At 39.8% G+C, this 17,834-nt stretch carries 26 protein-coding genes and 1 riboswitch; of the genes, 21 read left to right on the top strand and 5 right to left on the bottom strand.

Annotated features, from left to right (window positions below):
• Window positions 1-393 precede the first annotated feature (393 nt).
• Window positions 394-522, top strand: a riboswitch (TPP riboswitch).
• 135 nt (window positions 523-657) lie between these two features.
• Genes tenA through ACIQ0C_RS16970 form a run of 9 tightly spaced genes read left to right on the top strand, consistent with a single transcriptional unit; the run spans window position 658 to window position 7,974 of the window.
• Window positions 658-1,341, top strand: coding sequence for a thiaminase II (tenA, locus tag ACIQ0C_RS16930; protein ID WP_403062038.1), 684 nt, complete (start codon window positions 658-660; stop codon window positions 1,339-1,341).
• 15 nt (window positions 1,342-1,356) lie between these two features.
• Complete coding sequence (locus tag ACIQ0C_RS16935) at window positions 1,357-1,935, top strand: ECF transporter S component (RefSeq protein ID WP_403062041.1); 579 nt, start codon at window positions 1,357-1,359, stop codon at window positions 1,933-1,935.
• 18 nt (window positions 1,936-1,953) lie between these two features.
• On the top strand, window positions 1,954-3,417 hold the full coding sequence (locus ACIQ0C_RS16940) for an ABC transporter ATP-binding protein (RefSeq protein ID WP_403062044.1): 1,464 nt from the start codon (window positions 1,954-1,956) through the stop codon (window positions 3,415-3,417).
• A complete protein-coding gene (locus tag ACIQ0C_RS16945) occupies window positions 3,418-4,194 on the top strand; it encodes an energy-coupling factor transporter transmembrane component T family protein (RefSeq protein WP_403062047.1) in 777 nt (258 codons plus the stop codon).
• Window positions 4,195-4,233: 39 nt separating this feature from the next.
• Window positions 4,234-4,845: a thiazole tautomerase TenI gene (gene tenI / locus ACIQ0C_RS16950; RefSeq protein WP_403062049.1), complete on the top strand. Its 612-nt coding sequence runs from the start codon at window positions 4,234-4,236 to the stop codon at window positions 4,843-4,845.
• 1 nt (window position 4,846) lies between these two features.
• A complete protein-coding gene (thiO, locus tag ACIQ0C_RS16955) occupies window positions 4,847-5,971 on the top strand; it encodes a glycine oxidase ThiO (RefSeq protein WP_403062052.1) in 1,125 nt (374 codons plus the stop codon).
• 14 nt (window positions 5,972-5,985) lie between these two features.
• Window positions 5,986-6,189: a sulfur carrier protein ThiS gene (gene thiS / locus ACIQ0C_RS16960; protein ID WP_034312438.1), complete on the top strand. Its 204-nt coding sequence runs from the start codon at window positions 5,986-5,988 to the stop codon at window positions 6,187-6,189.
• A gap of 1 nt (window position 6,190) precedes the next feature.
• Window positions 6,191-6,958 (top strand): thiazole synthase, encoded by a 768-nt coding sequence (locus ACIQ0C_RS16965; protein ID WP_063233542.1) that lies wholly within the window; start codon window positions 6,191-6,193, stop codon window positions 6,956-6,958.
• Window positions 6,955-7,974 carry a thiazole biosynthesis adenylyltransferase ThiF gene (locus ACIQ0C_RS16970; protein ID WP_402841324.1) on the top strand — a complete coding sequence of 340 codons (1,020 nt, stop codon included), beginning with the start codon at window positions 6,955-6,957 and terminating at the stop codon, window positions 7,972-7,974. Before ACIQ0C_RS16965 ends, ACIQ0C_RS16970 begins: the two co-directional genes overlap by 4 nt.
• Before the next feature lie 189 nt (window positions 7,975-8,163).
• On the opposite strand, the gene ACIQ0C_RS16975 is transcribed toward ACIQ0C_RS16970, so the two are convergent.
• Window positions 8,164-8,307, bottom strand: coding sequence for a small acid-soluble spore protein P (locus tag ACIQ0C_RS16975; RefSeq protein ID WP_403062057.1), 144 nt, complete (start codon window positions 8,305-8,307; stop codon window positions 8,164-8,166).
• Window positions 8,308-8,421: 114 nt separating this feature from the next.
• On the opposite strand from ACIQ0C_RS16975, the gene ACIQ0C_RS16980 reads away from it, so the two are divergent.
• A complete protein-coding gene (locus ACIQ0C_RS16980; protein WP_095393699.1) occupies window positions 8,422-8,685 on the top strand; it encodes a hypothetical protein in 264 nt (87 codons plus the stop codon).
• Between the two features lie 161 nt (window positions 8,686-8,846).
• Here the strand turns inward: ACIQ0C_RS16980 and sspO are convergent, their stop codons facing one another.
• Complete coding sequence (gene sspO, locus ACIQ0C_RS16985) at window positions 8,847-8,999, bottom strand: small acid-soluble spore protein O (RefSeq protein WP_034312428.1); 153 nt, start codon at window positions 8,997-8,999, stop codon at window positions 8,847-8,849.
• A 386-nt stretch (window positions 9,000-9,385) separates the two neighbouring features.
• Between sspO and acnA the strand changes: the two genes are divergently transcribed.
• From acnA to ACIQ0C_RS17020, 7 genes are all read left to right on the top strand, one after another.
• The gene (gene acnA, locus ACIQ0C_RS16990; RefSeq protein WP_402841329.1) at window positions 9,386-12,097 is read left to right on the top strand and encodes an aconitate hydratase AcnA; all 2,712 of its coding nucleotides are present in this window, start codon (window positions 9,386-9,388) and stop codon (window positions 12,095-12,097) included.
• Between the two features lie 207 nt (window positions 12,098-12,304).
• Window positions 12,305-12,838: a TlpA disulfide reductase family protein gene (locus tag ACIQ0C_RS16995; RefSeq protein WP_402841331.1), complete on the top strand. Its 534-nt coding sequence runs from the start codon at window positions 12,305-12,307 to the stop codon at window positions 12,836-12,838.
• A gap of 345 nt (window positions 12,839-13,183) precedes the next feature.
• Window positions 13,184-13,312 (top strand): FbpB family small basic protein, encoded by a 129-nt coding sequence (locus ACIQ0C_RS17000; RefSeq protein ID WP_072272906.1) that lies wholly within the window; start codon window positions 13,184-13,186, stop codon window positions 13,310-13,312.
• A gap of 130 nt (window positions 13,313-13,442) precedes the next feature.
• Window positions 13,443-13,586 carry an acid-soluble spore protein N gene (locus tag ACIQ0C_RS17005; RefSeq protein ID WP_048678620.1) on the top strand — a complete coding sequence of 48 codons (144 nt, stop codon included), beginning with the start codon at window positions 13,443-13,445 and terminating at the stop codon, window positions 13,584-13,586.
• Between the two features lie 67 nt (window positions 13,587-13,653).
• Window positions 13,654-13,899: a small acid-soluble spore protein Tlp gene (tlp, locus tag ACIQ0C_RS17010; RefSeq protein WP_402841334.1), complete on the top strand. Its 246-nt coding sequence runs from the start codon at window positions 13,654-13,656 to the stop codon at window positions 13,897-13,899.
• A gap of 138 nt (window positions 13,900-14,037) precedes the next feature.
• On the top strand, window positions 14,038-14,469 hold the full coding sequence (locus ACIQ0C_RS17015) for an acyl-CoA thioesterase (protein WP_251431735.1): 432 nt from the start codon (window positions 14,038-14,040) through the stop codon (window positions 14,467-14,469).
• A gap of 24 nt (window positions 14,470-14,493) precedes the next feature.
• The gene (locus ACIQ0C_RS17020; RefSeq protein WP_402841336.1) at window positions 14,494-14,787 is read left to right on the top strand and encodes a hypothetical protein; all 294 of its coding nucleotides are present in this window, start codon (window positions 14,494-14,496) and stop codon (window positions 14,785-14,787) included.
• A gap of 38 nt (window positions 14,788-14,825) precedes the next feature.
• Here the strand turns inward: ACIQ0C_RS17020 and ACIQ0C_RS17025 are convergent, their stop codons facing one another.
• Window positions 14,826-15,122: a HesB/YadR/YfhF family protein gene (locus ACIQ0C_RS17025; protein ID WP_403062060.1), complete on the bottom strand. Its 297-nt coding sequence runs from the start codon at window positions 15,120-15,122 to the stop codon at window positions 14,826-14,828.
• A 90-nt stretch (window positions 15,123-15,212) separates the two neighbouring features.
• Here ACIQ0C_RS17025 and ACIQ0C_RS17030 point away from each other — a divergent pair, with 90 nt between their 5' ends.
• A complete protein-coding gene (locus ACIQ0C_RS17030; RefSeq protein WP_403062063.1) occupies window positions 15,213-15,698 on the top strand; it encodes an NUDIX hydrolase in 486 nt (161 codons plus the stop codon).
• Between the two features lie 364 nt (window positions 15,699-16,062).
• Here the strand turns inward: ACIQ0C_RS17030 and ACIQ0C_RS17035 are convergent, their stop codons facing one another.
• A complete protein-coding gene (locus ACIQ0C_RS17035; RefSeq protein WP_402841344.1) occupies window positions 16,063-16,212 on the bottom strand; it encodes a YycC family protein in 150 nt (49 codons plus the stop codon).
• A 313-nt stretch (window positions 16,213-16,525) separates the two neighbouring features.
• Between ACIQ0C_RS17035 and ACIQ0C_RS17040 the strand changes: the two genes are divergently transcribed.
• From ACIQ0C_RS17040 to ACIQ0C_RS17050, 3 genes are all read left to right on the top strand, one after another.
• Entirely contained in the window at window positions 16,526-16,696 is a 171-nt protein-coding gene (locus tag ACIQ0C_RS17040; RefSeq protein WP_403062066.1) for a hypothetical protein, read from the top strand.
• Window positions 16,697-16,784: 88 nt separating this feature from the next.
• Entirely contained in the window at window positions 16,785-16,955 is a 171-nt protein-coding gene (locus ACIQ0C_RS17045) for a protoglobin domain-containing protein (protein ID WP_403062069.1), read from the top strand.
• Between the two features lie 317 nt (window positions 16,956-17,272).
• A complete protein-coding gene (locus ACIQ0C_RS17050; RefSeq protein WP_403062072.1) occupies window positions 17,273-17,638 on the top strand; it encodes a methyl-accepting chemotaxis protein in 366 nt (121 codons plus the stop codon).
• Window positions 17,639-17,733: 95 nt separating this feature from the next.
• Here the strand turns inward: ACIQ0C_RS17050 and ACIQ0C_RS17055 are convergent.
• Window positions 17,734-17,834 (bottom strand): IS3 family transposase (locus tag ACIQ0C_RS17055; protein WP_403062095.1); only part of this gene is annotated, 101 nt, incomplete at its 5' end.

Consider the following 17,834-nt stretch of genomic DNA (forward strand, 5'->3'; position numbering starts at 1 on the left):
GTCAGCGGACAGTCATGCAGACTATTCCCTGACATATAGGCCATTTTTTTGAGAATAACAGAATTCACGAGTAAAACCGCTAAACTCACGAGTAAAACAGCTGAATTCACGAGTAAACCGGCTAAACTTACGAGTAATCGTCCAACTCCATGAGTACACCGGCAAAATTCACGAGTGAAATTGCTAAACTCACGAGTAAAGCAGTTGAATTCACGAGAAAACTACTAAATGAACTCCCTTTGATCAAATTCTTTGTAGGCTATTAAACTGACGGGAAATGATGGTTGCAAGATTGAATGTTTAGTAACCCTAAATCATGAAAACTTTTATAATACGTTTGACAATTGGATTTATCGTGTTAATATAAAGGCAAATGAAAATTAAATATACAATTTGTACCACTAGGGGTGCTTTATAGGTAAAAGGTGTTTTTACCGCAGAAGCTGAGATTAAAGTATGACTTTAAGACCCTTAGAACCTGATCTGGTTTATACCAGCGTAGGGAAGTGGGGGTCTGGAACAATACGTTTCTGTATTATTTCTTGTACAACCACTTTCTTTACGTTTAAGAAAGTGGTTTTTTGTTTGCAAAAAAAGGGGTGATAAAAGTTTTTTTCGTAACATTCATTCAAAAAATACAATTTGGAGGTCATGGATATGAAGTTTTCAGAGGAAATTCGTCAGGAAGTGGATCACATTTGGGAAGCTAGTTTTAATCACCCGTTTGTTGCAGGAATAGGAGATGGCACTTTGCCAATGGAGAGTTTTCGTTTTTATGTCATGCAAGATGCCTATTATTTATCTCATTTTGCTAGAGTTCAAGCCTTAGGGGCAGTCAAAGCTACAGATTTACATACAACAAGCAGGCTTGCCGGCCATGCACAAGGAACATATGAAGCGGAGTTGAAGCTTCATGAGAATTTTTCCGAGAGATTAGGCATCACAAAAGAAGAACGGGAAAATTTCAAACCAGCCCCGACTGCTTATGCTTATACTTCCCATATGTATCATGCGGCTTATTCGGGACATTTAGGAGATGTTATTGCAGCTATCTTACCGTGTTACTGGCTGTATTATGAGATAGGTGAAAAGCTGCAAGGGTGCATGCCCGAAGAGCCGATTTATCAAGAATGGATAGCGGCTTACGGAGGAGAGTGGTTCCGTACTTTGGTGGAAGAACAAATTTCGAGGCTTGATGAGATTGCTGAAAAAGTAACTGATGAAGATAAGGAGAGAATGAAAGAGCATTTTATCCTTAGTAGCCAATATGAATACTCATTTTGGGAAATGGCTTATCGTTTAGAGACATGGCCTGTTCATAAGGAAACACTAGAAGTATAAAAGGAGAATGAAACAATGAAAAAAGGATTGAAATTAACGGATATATTAGTCACGATCGTGATTGCGGTTGCATTTGGAATCGTTTATATTCTTTGGGGTTCGGTTTATTATTCCGTTAAACCATTAGGGTTACATCTGGATCAACTTATTTATGGTATGTGGTTTATAGCTGGCCCCGTCGCATTTTTAATTTTACGGAAACCGGGTGTGGCACTTTTGGCGGAGATAGCTGCAGCTTCCGGGGAATTCTTTCTTGGTTCACCATGGGGGCTGACCGTACTGTTATATGGGGTGGTCCAAGGTTTGTTTGCGGAACTGGTGTTCATGGGGTTCAAATATAAAAAATTCAATATGCCGGTGACCATTTTAGCTGCGATAGCTTCCTGCTTGGCATCGGTTATCATGGATTTTGCATACGGGGAAATAGGTGCGCTTTCTACTTGGAATCTATCGTTATTCATGATAGCGAGGTTTGTAGGTTCCATATTCTTTGCTGGTGTGACCGCCTATTATCTAGTTAAAGTCCTGGAATCAACAGGAGTAACTAATCTTGTGCGTCCGGTTTCAAATAAAGATTATGCAGAACTTGATTAAAAGTAGAGGTTGAGGGCAATGGAACCAATCGTTTCTGTTGAAAAGTTAAGGATGAAATTTCCCGGTGATGAATCTTTGATATTCAAGGACCTATCACTATCGTTTGATCAAGGAGAAAAAGTGCTACTTTTGGGACCATCAGGATGTGGTAAGTCGACTCTTTTACAAGTGTTAAGCGGATTGATTCCGAATTCCATCGAAGTACCGATGAAAACGGAGAAATTGAAATGCCCTTCTTCGTGGGGGTATGTTTTTCAAGATCCCGATAGTCAGTTTTGCATGCCATTTGCCGATGAGGAAATTGCCTTCGTCCTTGAGAATCTTTCCGTCCCTAAAGAAGAAATGAAAGAGAAGATTCAAAATCATTTCCGTAAAGTAGGATTGAACCTGGGCCATACAAGTATTGAAACATTATCAGGCGGGATGAAACAGCGTCTGGCAATCGCTTCAGTATTGGCCCTTGAACCGGAAGTTATATTTTTAGATGAACCAACCGCCATGCTTGATCCGGAAGGAACGAAAGAAATCTGGGAATTGTTGAAGGAAGTCGGACGAGACAAAACGGTTATTATCGTCGAGCATAAAATTGACCATGTTTTAGAATTCATCGAAAGAATCGTGCTTTTTAACGATGACGGTCAAATCATAGCTGATGGTCCAAGAGACACCATTCTTTCACTATATAAAAATGAAATGAAAGAACATGGAATTTGGTTCCCAGGTGTTTGGGATGAGTATATACAGAAGTATGCACCCATTCGGGAACACCCATTTACAGATGATTCACCCCTTATGGATGTGAAAGGCTTTAGAGGTTTTCGGAATAAAGAGGAAAAAATCAAGGTTGAAGAGCTGAAGGTACATTCAGGTGAATGGATTGTAATCAGGGGTGAAAATGGCGCGGGGAAGAGTACTCTTTTGCATGCCTTAATGCAGTTCATAAAAACGAAAGGTAAGTATGAATTATTGGGGACCCCTATTAAAAGAGTGAAAAATCCAACGGATCATATGACGTTTGTCTTTCAAAATCCTGAGTTTCAGTTCGTTGCAAATACGGTATATGAAGAGATTGCTTATTCATTGCGTATTGATAAAAGGCCGCAACAAGAAATAGATGAGAGAGTCCGCTCATTGCTTAAAGTATTCCGCCTGGAGGCACACCGGGATAAACATCCGTTTCAATTATCAATGGGTCAAAAGCGTCGCTTAAGCGTAGCCGCCTCAATCGTAATAGACAAAAAAATCATTCTCCTGGATGAGCCGACCTTTGGACAAGATTCGAAAAATACCTTTGCATTACTGGAATGGTTTGAGGAATATCGAAGACGCGGAGTAACAGTGATCATGGTAACTCATGACGACCATATTTCAGAAAACTTTGCAACCAGGATCTGGACGGTTAAGGACGGAAACGTAATAAGTGATGAAAAAATTGCTCATGCAGGATTTGTGGAGACCAAAGTTAAAAGGAGTGTCATGTAGATGAATGTTTCAAATGCAGAAACATGGCTCCATAGAATTAATCCAAGCCTTAAACTTGGTGTGCTGATTGTGTTATGCATCGTGGCGTTATTCATTCATGACCTGAATTATATGATGAACATCACCATTGGCGTATTACTTTTATTTTTGTTTTTTACCGGGCATTCGATATTGCGCATCTTACTTTTGTCGATTCCCTTTTGTTTCATTTTTATATCCACCTCTTCTGCAATGATATTTTTCGGGCAAGGTGAGACGCTTTGGTTTGAGTGGGGCCTAATATCGATTACAGAAGAAAGTTTCATGAAGGGATTACTGGTAGGCTTTCGAGCTTTGTTCTTTGCGGCCCTTGGTTTAACTTTTTCCTTAACGACGAGACCAGTGAACTTGTTTTATTCGTTAATGCAGCAAGTTAGGCTTAAACCGAAATATGCCTATAGTTTCATGGCGGCATTAAGGCTGATTCTCATCATGATGGAGGAGTTCCAAACGATACGAAACGCGATGAAAGTACGTGGTTTCGAAAGGGGAAAAGGAATAAGATCGGTATATTTTAAAATGAAAGCCTATTCCATCCCGTTGCTATCCGGAAGCATCAGACGTGCTCACCGAATCGCGGTTGCGATGGAGGCGAAGCGATTTACAGACAGTCGGGAACGAACATACTATTATGAATTTGGGTTTTCAAAAAAGGACTATAGTTTCATTCTGTATTTTATCATCCTGCTGTTGGCCGGCTTTTATCTATCGATTCAATTCCCGTTAGTATCTATTTGATTTTATGAAATTGTAACTTTACTAGTTAGGGGTTCTAGTATGAATGCACATGAATTGCATATTATTTCTACTGGGAAACAGCCAATTGAAAAGTTTGTGGAAATCGCTTCAAACATTCAGGAACATGTTGATTTCTTTTATCTAAGGGAAAAACATATGAGTGCCTCGGAACTCTATCAAGCAGTGGGTCTATTACATGATAAAAAGATTCCGCTTTCTAAGATCATCATTAATGACCGCGTGGATGTAGCCTGGGTACACAAAGTATTTGGTGTGCAATTGGCTTTTCATAGTTTAGATGCAGAAGTCGTAAAAGGAGCTTTTCCAGGATTGAATGTTGGCTGTTCGATTCATTCCATGGATGAAGCGAAAGCCGCATTCAGCAAAGGGGCCAATTACGCGATTTATGGACATGTTTTTGAAACGGATTCAAAAATCGGCCTTCCTCCTAAGGGAGTTGAGGAGCTTCATGCAATCACAAGAAATGTCAATCTTCCGATAATTGCGATAGGCGGAATCACTCCTTTCAATTGCCAAGTGGTACTGGATGCGGGGGCACGCGGAATTGCCGTCATGTCAGGTGTGCTTGAAGCTGAAAATCCGCTTGAAGCCGTTAAAGAATATTCGAAGTCTTTGGGAAAGGAGACATAAGATGAATTCCATATATGATGCAATCATTGTTGGGGGAGGAGTAATAGGTGGATCCATTGCTTTCCAATTAGCCAAGCGAGGTAAAAAGGTCCTTTTATTGGAAAAAGACAGACTTGCCAGTAAAGCATCCAGTGCTGCAGCCGGGATGTTAGGGGCACAAGCCGAGTTAGATGCTGATAACCCGCTTTTTACATTGGCAAGCCGAAGCAGGGGGATGTTTCCTGCACTGGCGGAAGAATTAAAAGACATAAGTGGGATAGACATCGAATTAGTGAACAAGGGCATGTTTAAGGTGGCGCTAACGAATGATCAAGTAGCCGAGTTGAAGAACATGATCAGAGTCCAGCAAGAGGCGGGACTTGAGGCAGATTGGCTATCGACTGCCGAAATAAGGAAAATGGAACCGCTTTTATCGGATGAAATTAAAGGAGCTATGTTCATTCCGAAAGATGGACAAGTTTCAGCCACTAGGCTGTCGCTCGCTTTTACTGAATCTGCAGCTGCCCTTGGTGTAGATATAAAGGAATTTGTTCATGTCTCCGATTTGGTTACGGAAAACGGATGCGTAAAGGGAGTGGTCACGAACATAGGTGGATTTTCAAGTGAAAATGTCATCGTAGCAGGTGGCGCTTGGAGTGCGCTCCTCCTTGAAAGAACAGGGATGAGACTCGACAGTTATCCAGTAAAGGGAGAGTGCTTTTCCGTCCTGACCGATCGTCCATTGCTTGAAAAGACAATCTTCTCACATGGCTGCTATCTTGTGCCCAAAGTTGGCGGGAGAATCATTGTCGGGGCAACGGTAAAAGCGAACACTTTCGATGAAAAGGTAAGTCTTGACGGGATTTCTACGTTAATAGAAAGAGCAAAGCAATTGCTTCCGGCGATTAAAGGAAGCGAATTGGAAAAGGTATGGGCAGGTATACGGCCCCAAACTGGGGACGGCTTGCCGTACTTTGGTGAACATCCGGCATGCAAAGGACTATTCATTGCAACGGGGCACTATAGGAATGGCATCCTGCTTTCTCCAATTACAGGTGTACTTATAGCGGATATTTTAGAAAGTAAGGCAAATCCAGAATGGTCCGCTTTTCGATTGGACCGTTCGATACAGCCCCTTTTAACTTAATGGAGGTGGATGAATTGGAATTGATTATTAACGGGGAAAAAATACGGATTCCTGCTGAAGAATCAACAGTTACAGGGCTTTTGCAACACTTTAATCTACATCAAAAAGTAGTGATTGTTGAATTGAATGATGAAATATTAGCAAAGGAAAGTCTAAGTGAAACACTTTTATCAAATGGAGACAAGGTAGAGATTGTACATTTTGTAGGAGGCGGATGATATGTTAAAGATTGGTTCTTATGAATTTTCTTCAAGATTATTATTAGGTACTGGAAAATATCCAAATTTCGATGTTCAAAAGCAATCAGTGGAGGTTTCTGAGACGGAAATATTAACATTCGCGGTCCGGAGAATGAACATTTTTGAAGCCAGTCAGCCCAATTTTTTAGAAAAGCTAGATTTGAAGAAATACACACTCCTTCCAAATACAGCAGGAGCTAAAACAGCCAAAGAAGCAGTGCGCATAGCCCATCTTGCAAAAGCATCTGGCTTATGTGACATGATCAAGGTTGAAGTCATTGGCTGTCAAAAAACACTGCTGCCTGATCCTATTGAAACATTGAAAGCTGCTGAAGAATTAGTGAAACTGGGATTCACCGTATTACCTTATACTTCGGATGATGTGTTGCTCGCTAAACGCCTGGAAGAAGTGGGGTGCCATGCAATCATGCCCGGAGCTTCACCAATTGGCTCTGGTCAAGGCATTATAAACCCACTGAACTTACGATTTATCATGGAACAATCAGAGGTTCCGGTAATTGTTGATGCAGGGATCGGAACACCTTCTGATGCAGCAATCGCCATGGAATTAGGGGCGGATGGCGTATTACTTAACACTGCTGTTTCCGGAGCAAAAGATCCAGTCAAGATGGCGAAAGCAATGAAACTTGCCATTGAGGCAGGACGATTGGGGTACGAAGCAGGAAGAATCGAAAAAAATGATTACGCGATTGCAAGCAGCCCAGTTGAAGGATTGAGCATTGGATGAATGAGCGTTATTCACGTCAAGAACTTTTTGGCCCTATAGGGGAAGAAGGGCAATTGAAAATTCGCAAAAAACACGTTTTGGTGATTGGAGCGGGTGCTCTAGGTACGGGAACTTCGGAAGGCCTTGTACGGGCCGGAATTGGGAAACTCACCATTGTTGACAGAGATTATGTAGAGTGGAGCAACCTTCAAAGACAACAGCTATATTGTGAAGAAGATGCACAAAAAAGAATACCGAAAGCAGTGGCAGCGAAGAATCGCTTGAATGCGCTAAATTCGGATGTAATCGTAAAACCGCATGTGGCGGATGTTTCGGTTGATGAGTTGGCGAAGCTTGTTGAAGGCGTGGATTTGATATTGGATGCCACTGATAACTTCGATACCAGGATGCTTATTAACGATACTGCGCAAAAATATAAAATACCCTGGATTTACGGAGCCTGTGTAGGGAGTTATGGGATAAGTTACACGGTGATCCCAGAGGTGACCCCATGTTTGAATTGTTTGCTGGAAACGGTCCCGATTGGAGGGCTGACATGTGATACGGCGGGAATCATCAGCCCTGCCGTTCAAACGGTCGTTGCCCATCAAATGGCGGAAGCTTTAAAAATCCTTGTCGAAGATCATGAATCGCTAAGAAACAAAATCGTTTCATTTGATCTTTGGAAAAATGAACATTCATCCATAAATGTAGCGCAATTAAAAAAAGATACTTGTTTGTCATGTGGGTCAAATCGAACGTATCCCCACCTCTCTTATTCAAATCGAACAAAGACTGCCGTTTTATGCGGAAGGGATTCTGTCCAAATTCGGCCGGCAATGAAGCTTGAAAGAGACTTAGCGGAACTCGAAAATAATCTTCTCGCACAAGGTGGTAAGATCGTCAGGAATCCTTATTTACTTTCATTTACCATCGGAACCCATCGGTTGGTCGTTTTTAAAGACGGGCGGGCGTTGATTCATGGAACAAAAGATATTGCAGAAGCAAAAACGTTGTATCATCGTTATTTTGGCTGAAATGGATGGCACGGACTTGCAATTCACGTTTAAACCCGCGAAAGAGTGCCAAAAAAAGATGCCCTTATAATAGAAAGGTATTGAACATTTTCCAATGTGACTTATTTGCTTCACAAATCTAAAACGAAAGCGGTGTCTGCCTTTTTTTGGGGCGGCACCGCTTTGTTATGGAACGATTATTTTAGCAGCTTACATATCATGACTGCTATTATGCTTCTGACGGGAGTGTTGCCTGTTTTTCACCTTATGAGAACCGCTTAACGGTGCTGGTTGACCTGGGTTATTTCCTTTAAGAGCATTTTTTCGAATATCTTTACCATCGTTTTTGTTCATGTTCGATCCCTCCTATCTCTTAAGATAATCAGTCCGTGAAATTTTATTCACATACATATATTTGCAAACCTCGTACATGCTATGGATGGACACTAATTAAGGAGCTGAACCAAAATGCAGGATAAACAAGATAAGCGAAGGACTTTCCAGGAAGCTCAGCAAAGTTATCAACAAGTATTTGATGTATACTCATCCATTGAGAAGAACGCACCGAATTACGGAACGGAATTGAAACATGTGAAGCAGGAAGTGAACGAGGCCTATCAGCAAATACAATCTGCTTTAGTCACTGCTTCCGAACATCAGAAAGAACAATTGAGAAAATTCGAACAGGATATTCAGGCAATCGTCAATGAGGTCAATTCAGAGGATTATTGAGTGACAGATTCTATCGTCGTGAGTTCATGCGCTTTATTCGTGGGTTTTGCGCGTATTACTTATGCGTTTCCTGATTTTAGAATGGAATAGGCTTTTTGAAAAATGCAGACATCTGCCATTTCAAAAAGCCTATCCTATTTAAAGCCTAGAAATGAAGGGAATCATTGGTTTTTCTTTCTTTTTTTATTATTTTGCCTTTGCATTTCCGATAATGGCGGTTCATTTCCCAGTTCATCATTGTATCCAGCTCCATTACCTTGCGCTTTTGCAGCATTCATACCTGGTATAACATGATTTGCCTTTTGTTTTGTCATTTCGACACCTCCCACCCATAGAATGCGATAATGTCGAATGATTATGTATGAAGTACCAATATGTTTTGCTGGAATAATTTATCAGGCCGAAAATAGGTGTTTTTTCAAGAAAATGCATATCAGCAAGGTTTCCTAGATGCACTTTAATATGTGGGGGATATTTTTCTATAAGAGAAACTTATCAAAAACAATAACTTTCTTGTTATTTACTTATACTCATTTCTATATTAGTATTAAGTTGAAGGAAGAGTTAGGGTGGGAGAAGAGAGAGAAAATTCGACAAACTAACTTTTTTACTTATATTTATTGTAAACATGGTTTCAGTGAACCAGGTTTTACTTTTATGTGCAGAATACGTTCTGACAGTTTAATAGGGGGTAATATTCATGACGAAAAATGACGTATACCAAGCGCGTAAGTCCTTTGAAATTGACGGGCAACGCTACAACTACTACAGCCTAGACGCTATTGAAAAAGCAGGGGATGGCAAAGTATCACGCCTTCCATATTCCATTAAAGTATTACTTGAAGCGGTACTTCGCCAAGTAGACGGAAGAGTAATCACAAAAGAACACGTTGCGAACCTTGCTAAATGGGGAACAAGCGAGCAACAAGATATAGATGTTCCGTTCAAGCCTTCACGTGTAATCCTACAAGATTTCACTGGTGTTCCAGTTGTTGTTGATTTAGCTTCTTTGCGTAATGCTTTCGCAGCACTTGGTGGAGATCCTGACAAAATCAACCCCGAAATCCCGGTTGACCTTGTAATTGACCACTCTGTACAAGTTGATAAAGCAGGTACAATGGATTCCCTTGATGCCAATATGGATCTTGAATTCGAACGTAATGCAGAGCGTTACCAGTTCCTAAGCTGGGCTCAAAAATCATTCAACAACTATCGTGCAGTTCCACCGGCAACTGGTATCGTTCACCAAGTTAACCTAGAGTACCTTGCGAACGTGGTTCATGCTGTTGAAACTCCAAACGGCGACTTCGAAGTATTCCCTGATTCTGTCTTCGGTACAGATTCACATACTACAATGATCAACGGTATTGGTGTTCTTGGTTGGGGTGTCGGCGGTATCGAAGCAGAAGCAGGCATGCTTGGACAGCCATCTTACTTCCCAGTTCCAAAAGTCGTTGGTGTTAAACTGACTGGCCAACTTCCTAAAGGTACAACAGCTACTGACCTTGCATTGAAAGTAACACAAGTTCTTCGTGCACACGGCGTAGTTGGTAAATTTGTTGAGTTCTACGGCCCAGGAGTAGGATACCTTCCACTTGCTGACCGTGCAACAATCGCTAACATGGCTCCTGAATACGGTGCTACAGTTGGTTTCTTCCCTGTTGATGCAGAAGCGATCGATTACATGCGCTTAACAGGCCGTGATGAAAAACAAATTAAAGTGGTTGAGTCATACTGCAAAGAAAATGGTTTGTTCTACTCTCCTGAAAACGAAGATCCAGCATACAATGATGTTGTGGAAATCGACCTTTCAGCAATCGAACCAAACCTTTCAGGCCCTAAACGCCCGCAAGATTTGATTCCACTTTCTCAAATGAAAAAATCTTTCCATGACGCTATCAATGCACCTATGGGCAACCAAGGTTTTGGCATGGACAATTCTGAATTGGATAAAGAAGTAACTGTTAAATTTGCCGATGGTAAAGAAACGGTAATGAAAACAGGTGCGATTGCAATTGCTGCAATCACGAGCTGTACGAACACTTCTAACCCGTATGTAATGCTAGGAGCAGGTCTTATTGCTAAAAAAGCAGTTGAAAAAGGTTTAACTGTTCCAGATTATGTAAAAACATCATTGGCACCAGGTTCTAAAGTTGTTACTGGTTACCTTCGTGATGCTGGTCTTCAACCATACCTTGACCAATTAGGATTCAACGTAGTTGGATACGGCTGTACTACATGTATCGGTAACTCAGGTCCATTGGCTGACGAAATCGAAGCAGCTGTTGCTGAAGCAGATCTTTTAGTAACATCAGTACTTTCAGGTAACCGTAACTTTGAAGGACGTATTCACCCACTTGTGAAAGCAAACTATCTTGCTTCACCTACTTTGGTTGTAGCTTATGCTCTTGCTGGAACTGTGGACTTTGATCTTAACAATGATTCACTTGGTAAAGACAAAGATGGTAACGATGTATATCTTGCTGATATCTGGCCATCACAAGAAGAAGTTAACGCTGCTGTTAAAGCAACAGTTACACCTGAGTTATTCCGTAAAGAATACGAAACAGTCTTCAACGATAACAAACGTTGGAACGAAATCCAAACTAGCAACGAAGCGATTTATGCTTTCGATTCTAAATCAACATACATTCAAAATCCTCCATTCTTTGAAGGATTATCACCAGAACCGGGTTCAGTTAACCCACTTTCAGGCTTGCGTGTAGTTGGTAAATTCGGTGACTCAGTAACAACTGACCACATTTCTCCTGCAGGTGCAATCGGTAAAGATACACCAGCTGGTATCTACCTTCGTGAAAACGGTGTGAAACCGCGTGACTTTAACTCTTATGGTTCTCGTCGTGGTAACCATGAAGCAATGATGCGCGGAACATTCGCAAACATCCGTATCCGTAACCAAGTTGCTCCAGGTACAGAAGGTGGTTACACTACTTACTGGCCAACAGGCGATGTAATGGCTATCTATGATGCTTGTATGAAATACAAAGCTGATGGAACAGGTCTTGCAGTAATCGCTGGTAAAGACTATGGTATGGGAAGCTCTCGTGACTGGGCTGCGAAAGGTACTAACCTTCTTGGCATCAAAACAGTCATCGCTGAAAGCTTTGAACGTATTCACCGTTCTAACCTTGCATTAATGGGTGTTCTTCCACTTCAATTCAAAGAAGGCGAAAACGCTGAAACGCTTGGATTAACTGGTAAAGAAGCGATTGCAGTTCAAATCGACGAAACAGTTAAACCGCGTGATATCGTAAAAGTTACAGCTACTGATGAAGCTGGAAACGTAAAAGAATTTGATGTACTTGTTCGTTTCGATTCCGAAATCGAAATCGATTACTACCGTCACGGTGGTATCCTTCAAATGGTATTACGTAATAAATTAAAAGGCTAATTTCAGCTTTTAGGAAGCGGTAAACCTAATTATATAGGTTTACCGCTTTTTTTGTGTTAAGTTTATGAAACAAAGTGATATCATGATATGATTTAAAGGAATTGCACTTTTCTGCATACCCTTTTATTGTTAAGATGGAATAGGGAAGTTGTTCTATTTCTGGAAATGGACTAATATTTTTATTGTAATGGGACTAGGGGGACGAGTATGCTTAAAAAAATTATTGCTTCGGTGGCCTTACTATCACTTATTACTGTAGCGATCGTGCAGGCGATGGATAATGAATCGAAGGGAAATGATGAAAAAGATGCTTTGGGTGGATTGAAAATTGGAGCTAAAGCTCCGAATTTCTCCCTGAAAACTCTGGATGGGAAACAAGTTGAATTATCGGATTATAAGGGCAAAAAGGTAATGCTGAATTTTTGGGCAACGTGGTGCCCGCCTTGCAAGAAGGAAATGCCGGATATGGAGAAATACACACAGCAAGCGGGTGATGATGTCGTCGTACTTGCCGTCAATATTGACCCTGAAAATGATGTACAAGCATTTGTAGAGGATAATGGAATTACTTTTACCATACCGCTGGACAGTCAAAGTGCAAAAAATCCAGTGAATGAGCGGTACAAAATTCTTAGCATACCAACAACTTACTTCATCGACAAAAAAGGCATTATCAGGAATAAAGTGATTTCAGCCATGCAATTAAAAGATATGGAACGAAATATAAATAGTATGCAGTAGGGTAATCTTATGAAGTATCATCAGTATTGAAGTAATTTTTCAACACTCCTGCTGAAACCCGGCTAGATGCTTGATGATAAGGTCTGACGGAACCTTTATGAGGTTCCGTTTTTATTGTAATGTTAACAAAGTTGTCAAAGTTTAATGGAAAAATCAAAAAATTTAAAAATTTATGGTTAAAGTTCATGAAAAAAGGGTTAAAGTATAGAGAGCGGAGAAATGGAATATTTATCAGGTTAAAAATCTGATAATTATGACAATTCAACGGATGGAAACCATATAGTCATAATTTTACGTTAATTTGGCAATACTGAATTGTATATTAAAAATAAGTAGGTGAAAAGCATGAAAAAAAGAAAAAGGACATTTGAAGAATTAATTAAAGAAAATAAAAGGGAATTATTGATGGACGTTAAACAAATGGAAAGACTTGAGGAACGTCTTGAAAAAAAACATATGCAAAAGGCTGAATAGTTTTTGCTTAAAAAGAGCCAGTGCCATGAAGGTCCTTTCAAGGTGCTGGCTCTTTTTTCATGGCTTTTTCAAAAACTGGCATTCATGAATTTCCTCTTTTTTATCCATGATAAGAGAAGGAGGCGATAGAATGGGTAATCCAAAAAAAGATTCCAAACACTTTAGACCGAGTCACCAAGGAACACAACCAATAGCAGCGGGTGGGAATAACGGTAAGAAAATGCAGGACAAATCCGGCAAACATGCTCAGGTCATTCAAACTAAAGGCGAGTAATCAAGGGATAAGCTAATAAATTAATCGTAATAATATTATGTAAATAAAATAACATGAGGTGAAATAAATGGGCTCATATAAACACAATCAAGATAACCGTTTGGATAATGTTGAAAAAATTCAGGATGCAATTCAAAATACAGAAGAAAACATAATCGCTGCAAATGAAACGTTATCATTCTCTTCAGGGGAGGAAAAACAGGCAATTCAGGCTAAAAATGAACGAAGAAGAAAGAGCATTGATGGAATGAAGGAAGAAATGCAAGATGAGCAAGAAGCCCGGGAAAACGGTTATAGTAACGATAATATTTAAACAAAAAGGGGAGAAAGAGGTGAAAAATCTTTCTCCTCTTTTATTTAAGGTCCATCGCAGGGAAACAGCTTAAATGAAATTTCCACAATTGTTATGGTAAAATGTTTATTGCAACAGAAATGAAAGTGGGGAAACAAAATGTTCATAGCTGAAAACGAAATTGAAGTGCGGTATGCAGAGACAGATCAAATGGGTGTTGTTTACCATGCGAATTATTTTATATGGATGGAACTAGGCAGGACAAAATTGATAAATGATTTAGGATTTTATTATGCCGATATGGAAGCGGATGGCATCCTCTCACCTGTTATGGATATTCAGGCTTCGTATAAAACCCCTGTTAGATATGGTGATAAGGTAAAAGTTAAAACCTGGATTGAAAAATATGACGGCTTACGGGTCGTTTATGGGTATGAGATCGTTAATGGGAAAAATGAAGTGGCTGCTACAGGTCATTCTTCCCACGTTTGCGTTAAAAAGGAGAGCTTCCGCCCGATATCCATTAAACGCATGTATCCTGAATGGCATGAGGCCTATGAGAAAAATAAAAAGCAGGATGAATTGGTTTAACTACAAGTATTGAGGTGATCAAAAATGGCTTTTGGGATTAAACGGGTAGATGTAGTAGCCTGGAAGCAGAAAATCGATCAAGGCCAAATAGCTTTTTTAACTCATTATTGGCTGGATGACCGATTTCCCGGTTGCAAGACGGTTACAAAAGTCGGATGCAAAGATTTAAGGCGTTTATCGGAATGGGGTAAGAAATACGGGCTTAAAAAAGAGTGGATTCATCACAGGAAGGATGGCTATTCTCATTTTGATCTTTTAGGGGATAAGCAAGCGGAAATTCTTAGGGCCGAAGATATTAAAGAGCGCCTGCTCGATTGAACAAGAAAAAAACAGCAGTTTACACCGCTGCTTAGTTGTTAAGCACTCTTTTCATAGTGAAATTCTGGTTCAGTCAGTTTTTCATTAAAGGTAATAAGTAAATCGTGACCATCAAAGTACCATAAATCTTTTTCTTCTACATAAAAATTAATCTCATTCATAGTTGTTGCGGCCGCTGCAGTTTCAGGTTCTTCTTGCATGATACCTAATGAAAAGCCGCTTTGGACGGTACTATGCCCGCCATATCTTACATAAAAGCGTAAATAAGAGCCTTCTTGAAGCCCTAGCTCATCAATATACCACTTAGCTGCTTGATCGGAAATGGTCAGTTTCATACTAATTCTCCTTCCTAGAGGTTCGTTATTTAAGTATAAAGTAATTATGAAGTAGATGCGAATAATGTGCGTTTAAGAAAGGAAACAACCATGGATATTATATATAATATTTGTTTCATAACTCGAAAAAGATCCAACGAAGTCGAAGTGTTGATGCTATTTCGCCAAAAGGATCCCAATAGGCATAAATGGAATGGTATAGGCGGGAAAATAGAAAAAGGTGAAACCATCGATGAATCGATGGAACGCGAAATTCTTGAAGAAACTGGATTGAAAGTGAGGGGGATGACCTTTCGAGGGATCGTGACATGGAATGAAACGGGTGGAATGTATGTTTACAGAGCTAAAGATGCAGGGGGCGGGCTATCTGCCTGTGATGAAGGGGAACTTGCCTGGAAGCCATATCAATGGGTTATGGAGGCAAATGAAGTTGTGTCCAACATAAAGTATTATCTAAAAGATATATTAGAGGATGAACCACCACTGGAATATGCCTGTACCTATGAAAATGAACAATTAATATCAGTCAATAAGAAGCCTTTGCCTGATATGGCAAAAGAATTGACTTTCAATTGAAAACCGCCCATGTGCGGTTTTTACTTTTTTTGATTCCTAAGCTAAGCTATATCACAAAGTCGAAATTATATATTGTGGAGATAAAATGGAATGCCATCTGTTTAATTTCCTTATAAAGCGGGAGCTGCTGATTAGCGGAAATCGGAGCAGGTAAAAGGGAGGACGGCAAAGCTGTTGCTTTCATTATTGGCTCAAAAGCATATGTATGGGTATGAGATGCGATCAGCGCAAACAGTGTGATGGTGATTTACTTTATAAAGGCATGTTATATCCAGCAATGGAATAATGGAATACCTTTCAAGATGTAATCCGTAAGGTCGTACGTACACATATGACACACAAAAATAGCTGCAGATTCCTGCAGCTATTTTGTATTGTCTTTTTCTTTTGCTTCAGCCTCGGCAAGCTTTCTCAGCAAAACTGGTGTAGGCATATGCATGATTTGCTCTAAAGGCAAGTTTAGTGACTTGGATAACTTTAAAGCGGTTTCCGGTGATATTTGCAATGGCTTCATGGCACTTTCTCCTATCGATACGTAATTGCTAGTTCCAGTGTAGCCTCTGTTCTACAATAATTCAATCCTTACTTGTTAAACGAAATCCAAACTATTCTCTCAATTGAAAGTTAATAGAAATAATTTAGGTCCTTTCACCTTGACAAAGGAATTGTATTGAGGCTGGAATAAAAAAATATATAGTCTAAATGAATCATTTATTTTGAAGTTAATCTGATTTACTTTCATTTAAATGGATAAAAATGATCATGTTTCCTTGTTGGTATATCTTGGATTTACTTTGTCGTGATTTACAAATCAGGGGGGAGTGGATATGGGGATTTTCATAAAAGTGAAGGCGAAAAAAGCAAACTGGTTTCAAAAAGCAAAAGAAACAGATTGCATATTGGATATAAGCAGTGAACAGGTGAAACTTCAGGTTAATATCATCGATATAACCGAATGCGATTTAAAGCTGATCCATGCTTTTAGAGAGGCAATCTAACCCCAGATCGAGGGAGTTGTTGATGCCTTTTATCCAACGGTTCTCCAGGTTCCTGAATTGAAAGGGATTATCACGGCGGGGCAGCACAGTGGGAAAATGGAGGAAAACGTTAATTACTCATATGTTATCTTTATTCGATGGTGTGATTTACGATGATTTTGTTGAATTGCGGACAAAGGTGGCGAAGACTCATTATCGTATTGGCTTACAGTCGCGGCGGTATTCATCCGCTTTTCAAAATGTACAGAATCACTTGTAAATAATTTCCTTTGAACAAACCAAGAATGAAGATGAGCAGCGGGCATTAATATCTACGATAGGAAAAATGCTCAATATAGAACAGCAATTAGTCCCTTGAGGAAGTATGAAGTGGAAAATTTAAAAGCTTCAAATCAATATAAAGAAATAAAAGAGGAAGTGAAAAGGAAAATAGTGAAGAAGTCTTGTATTTAAGTGAAGAACGGATGCTTCCGTTAAGCAATTGATAGAAAACGGGCAATTTGTCAAAATACAGATCGCAACGCGTGCTGAACAATCACTTCGTTAAAAAAAATGGCAGAAGAGGGGCAGAATCGTATGCAGATCTTAACGGAAAAGGTACAAAACCTTGTTAATTTCATGAAAAATGTTGATGAAAAAATCGTTTTATTAAACAAACCTTTCTTAAACATCACCGAGTGTATTAAGCTTGTACAGGGAATGGCCGAACAGACAAATTTACCATCATTGAACTCAGCCATCGAGGCAGCACGGGCAGGTGAACATGGTAATGGATTTGCGGTTGTTTCGAATGAGGTCAGGAAACTTGCAGAACAGTCTAAAAAGTCGATAGCTGAAATAGATGCAATCGTGCAATCATCAAATAAATATATGAAAGATGTTGTTGATTCTGTCCTAAGGTTCAAGGAAGTGGTTCAACAGGCGAGAAGGAATCGTAGTTAACGGAAAATTCCTTCAATGAAATAATCGGAGTCATGTAGAAAGTAAAATAGGCCCATATATTGAAGTGAACCCAAAAAGTTAGACACTTTATTTAATTAGGAAACCTTGAGGGCATGAACCCGGTAATCTACTGGGCTCATGCCTTTTAATTTCACTTTGATTCGTCGGTGATTATAATAATGGATATAATCTTCAA

Origin of the sequence: Peribacillus sp. NPDC096448 (genome assembly GCF_044762675.1) — a bacterium.
GTDB classification, from domain to species: Bacteria; Bacillota; Bacilli; order Bacillales; family DSM-1321; genus Peribacillus; species Peribacillus frigoritolerans_B.